The 4,147-nt window shown below is 33.4% G+C and carries 4 protein-coding genes; all 4 read left to right on the forward strand.

Annotated features, from left to right (window positions below; translation table 11 throughout):
- A partial coding sequence (locus tag ABZC96_RS08710) for an NADP-dependent isocitrate dehydrogenase (protein WP_373029998.1) occupies positions 1 to 124 on the forward strand: 124 nt, incomplete at its 5' end.
- Positions 125 to 219: 95 nt separating this feature from the next.
- Positions 220 to 1,674, forward strand: coding sequence for an acetyl/propionyl/methylcrotonyl-CoA carboxylase subunit alpha (locus ABZC96_RS08715; protein ID WP_373030506.1), 1,455 nt, complete (start codon positions 220 to 222; stop codon positions 1,672 to 1,674).
- Between the two features lie 227 nt (positions 1,675 to 1,901).
- Positions 1,902 to 2,861, forward strand: a complete 960-nt coding sequence (locus ABZC96_RS08720; protein WP_373030508.1) for an ABC transporter ATP-binding protein — start codon at positions 1,902 to 1,904, stop codon at positions 2,859 to 2,861.
- The gene (locus tag ABZC96_RS08725) at positions 2,854 to 4,125 is read left to right on the forward strand and encodes an HlyD family secretion protein (protein ID WP_373030510.1); all 1,272 of its coding nucleotides are present in this window, start codon (positions 2,854 to 2,856) and stop codon (positions 4,123 to 4,125) included. Before ABZC96_RS08720 ends, ABZC96_RS08725 begins: the two co-directional genes overlap by 8 nt.
- Positions 4,126 to 4,147: the final 22 nt, after the last annotated feature.

Below are 4,147 nucleotides of genomic sequence, written 5' to 3' on the forward strand. Positions count from 1 at the left end.
AGAGCTTCTTGCAGTTGAAGGTAAGCCTCAAGATGTTGGTGGATACTTCCATCCAAATGATGAGTTAGCTGCTAAAGCAATGAGACCATCTGCTACACTTAACAGTATTATTGACGCTATATAAGTAAAATTTACTGAGTACTGCACCCTAGGGTGTAGTACATCTCATCAAAATATAAACATAGATTTAATACTCTCAAAAATATTGAAGGAAATTCAATGAGCCAAAAAATATCAAAAATTTTAATAGCCAATCGCGGTGAAATTGCACTACGTATCATTAGAGCATGTAAAGAACTGGATATTACCAGTGTAGTGATACACTCAAAGGTAGATAGTGAAGGTCCATGGGTAAAAAAAGCAGATAAAAGTGTCTTGCTAGAAGGCCATCCTGTTGAAGTTTACCTTGACTATGAAAATATTATTAAGATCGCCAAAGAGTTAAAATGTACTGCTATCCATCCAGGGTATGGTTTTTTGTCTGAAAGCGCTGATTTCGCTAGGGCCTGTGATAAAAATGGCATTATTTTTATTGGACCAAAAGCAGAACACATTGAACTTTTTGGAGACAAAATTACTTCAAAAAATGCCATGAAGGAAATAGGTGTACCTGTTCTTGAAGGAACAACTATGCCTATAACAGATAAAAAAGAAGCTCAAAAAATTTCTCAAGAGATAGGTTTCCCTGTTATTATTAAAGCAGCATTTGGTGGTGGAGGTCGTGGAATGCGTGTAGTGCATGAGGCAAAACAGTTCGATTCACTCTTTGATGCCGCGACCAATGAGGCAAAAAAATATTTCGGAAACGGTGATATGTTTATAGAAAAATTTGTAAGCAATCCCAGACATATAGAAATACAAGTTATTGCAGATAAATTTGGAAACGTTGTGCACTTAGGAGAAAGAGACTGTTCCATTCAAAGACGTCACCAAAAAGTCATAGAAATTGCACCCTCTCCAAGTCTCAATAATGATGTACGAAAAGAGCTTTATCGTATTGCGATAAGAGCGATGAATCGTTTAGGATATGAAAATGTAGGGACGATTGAATTTTTACTCGATGAACAAGATAATATCTACTTTATAGAGATGAATACACGTCTTCAGGTTGAACACCCGGTTACAGAGATCATAACGGGTGTTGACATCGTACAACGTATGATACAAATTGCAGAAGGGGATAAACTTCATTTTTTACAAGAAGAGATATCTTTTAGAGGGTATGCAATTGAGTTTAGGATCAATGCAGAGGACCCGCTAAATAATTTTATGCCATCATTTGGAACGATTGGGGAGTACTTAACCCCTGGTGGGCCAGGTGTAAGGTTGGATACAAGTGTATATGGAGGATACTCCATGCCGCCAAATTATGATTCTATGATAGGCAAACTTATTGTATGGGCTTTAGACTGGGAAGGTGTAGTTAAAAAAGCAAAAAGAGCTTTAGATGAATACTACATTGAAGGGCTTACCACCAACATACCTTTACACAAAGAAGTCGTTTGTGATGAGAGTTTTCAAAAAGGTATATTTGATACAGGATTTTTAGACACACGTGTAGAACATTTTGCCCTGATCAATACTATCGCACCAACCAAAGATAAACGTATCAGTTCTTTTATCTCAAAATTGATGCAGAAAGGATTAACATCGGAAAAAGGTGATTTTATTTAATTACGTTTTTTTACAAATTTATGCCTGATTTAACTCGGCGATCGACACCCATAAAGTAATCTATTGGAATTTTGTTTTATTCTGATACAATCATAAAGAATGAGGGTTGTTGATCTCAAGTTATCATTGTAATGTAGCTTAGAAATACTAGAAATCTTTTTATATGTTAGCTTTCGTTTTAGAAGAGGACATTAGTTTTACCGTGTGAAAATTTAGAAAGGGTTTTTATGAAATTGAATGATATTATTATTAATTATGTAAAAAAAATTATTCAAGAAGATCGAAAAAATATTGTTCATCTGTTTTATTATTCTATTATTGAAGCAATTCTTGTTTTATCTATTCCTCTTGCCTCTGCAATTGTGATAAACAGTGTACTGGCACATGCATCACTTTCTATAGCGATTTTGGGATCAATTGTCCTTGTTTTATTTGTATTTATAACCATTTTACAACTCATTCAAGAGTATATTGTTGAAAAATTTCAACAGAAAGTTTTTCTTAAAACAGGTATAGAGATTGCAACAAAAGCAATCAATTTAAACCATGAAGATAAAGCCGAGAAAAAGCAACATGGAAAATTAATGAACTATTTTTTTGATATTACCTCAATTCAAAAGTTTTTCCCTATTCTTTTACTTGATGGTGTAGGACTTATTGTTAAAATTTCAGTAAGTCTGCTTTTACTGTTTGCATTTGATCCGATTTTGTTTGCAGCAGGCGCTATCTTTTTTTCTACTTATATTGTTGTGTTGTTTTATCTTGGAAAGAATGCAGCACAACATGCATTAAATCGTTCGGATGCAAAACACAGTACAATCTATTTTTTGCAGCATATCAATGAAGAAGAGGGTAGCAAAAATGAAGTTCTATCAAACTTTGATACATTTTTAAGTACGTACGCACAGGCTAGGCATAAATTATTTAATATTATTATCAGACAATTAGGATTTACTTTTTTTGCCGAAGGATTTATTTTCAGTATGTTTTTGATCATAGGAGGTCATCTTGTGATTAATGGCAGTCTGCCTTTGGGAGAATTTGTTGCAGCTGAAATTATTGTTACCTCTATTACGTATGCATTAAAAGGATTTGCAAAAAAGCTTGATTATATTTATGATACGATTGAAGGACTTTATAAAGTTAACAAGTTATCAGTAGGATTGGATGATAAGCCACATGGATAGATTTGAGTTTAATTCTTTACAGTTTGTTGAAACAAATCCTGTTGTAAATCGTATTTGGAGTGTTAGTTTGATTATTATCCTATTTTTCATAGTGATTCTTTTTTTACCCTGGAGACAAACAATTGATGGTGAAGGTATATTGATTGCACATGATCCTATAGAAAGAGTACAACCTATCTCTGCACCTATAGACGGTTTTATTGATACATTCTATGTTTCAGAAAATGAACATGTTCAAAAGGGAATGAAACTTTTTGATATGATTGATCCTGATAAAGATTATAAAACACGTGTGTATAAAATGAAAGAAGATTTTGAACAACAGGCTCAAAATATAGAAGATGAACTAATTAGTCTAAAGAAAAATAAAGTCAGTCTTGTTACCCAAAAAAAAATACGAATAGAATTATTTAATAAACGTTATAGACAGGCAGAAGAGGAGTTAAAAAGTCTTCAGCTTAAATATAAAGCAGAAAAGAAGAACTATGAAGTTGCATTAAAACAATTTACAAGAATAAAGCAGCTATATAGTCAAAAAATAGAATCAAAACAGAATTATGAAAATGCTGAAAATCGTTATATCAATGCTAATACACAATTTAATAAAATAGAAATAGATATAGGGGTACAGAAGCGTAATCTAACAATCATCGAACAGGAAGAGAATCAATTTATAGAAGAGATTGAAAATCAGATAAGAACACTTGAAAACAGTATGTTGTCAGCGGAAACACGTTTAAATATCTTGAAAAGGGATTATGAAAAACATCTCACAGAAATTGCCAGATATGAAACATCATCGGTTGTTTCAAAAAAAGATGGTTATGTCATGCGAATCTTGGAAAATGATAAGAGTACTTATATAAAAAAAGGTCAACCTATTATGCGTTTTTCACCTGATGTCAATGTGGGCTCGATTTTACTAAGGGTATCAGACTTCAATATGCCGCTTGTTAAAGAGGGCCTCTCTGTAAGAATTAGATTCCATGGATGGCCTGTGTTACATATAGCAGGATGGCCAGGAATACGGTTTGGTACCTTTGGAGGAATCATTAAAAAAGTTGATCCTGTTTTACATGAGCAAGGATTTTACTATGCCTATGTGGTTGAAGATCCAAAAGAGCCCTGGCCTTCTCATGAAGAGCTGAGAATGGGAACAAATGCAACTGCGTGGATTGCCTTGTCAACTGTGCCTATCTGGTATGAACTTTGGCGTTTGATGAATGCCTTTCCTCCAAAAATGGTTACTCCGGAGAAAAAATAATGAAGAAAACAGTTCTAAGATA

It is taken from the genome of Sulfurovum sp. (assembly GCF_041551015.1).
GTDB lineage: Bacteria > Campylobacterota > Campylobacteria > Campylobacterales > Sulfurovaceae > Sulfurovum.